Annotated in this window: 1 pseudogene; it reads right to left on the reverse strand. The window is 72.2% G+C overall.

What is annotated here, in order from left to right:
• Positions 1-52 precede the first annotated feature (52 nt).
• A pseudogene (locus tag CCN44_RS46760) lies at positions 53-266 on the reverse strand (hypothetical protein); the annotation flags it as partial.

Raw genomic sequence — 266 nt, forward strand, 5'->3', positions numbered from 1 at the left:
GATGTGTATAAGCGCCAGGGGGCCCGCCCCGGCCCAGCCCCCGCTGTGAGCCTCACACCTGCGCCAGGCCCTGCTTGCGGATGTCCGCCAGACGCAGCGCGCCGATCTGCACGGCGGCCTGCGTCGCGTCGTTCGGTACGTCGCCCAGGCCGGCGTTGGTGAACGCGAAGGAGTCCTCGCCGACCCGGACGGCGGCCAGGTCCATGGTGAGCAGGTACTCCTCGTCGTCGGAGGTCGTGGTGGCGACGGTGACGCGCAGGCCCTGC

Origin of the sequence: Streptomyces tricolor (genome assembly GCF_002155905.1) — a bacterium.
Lineage (GTDB): Bacteria > Actinomycetota > Actinomycetes > Streptomycetales > Streptomycetaceae > Streptomyces > Streptomyces tricolor.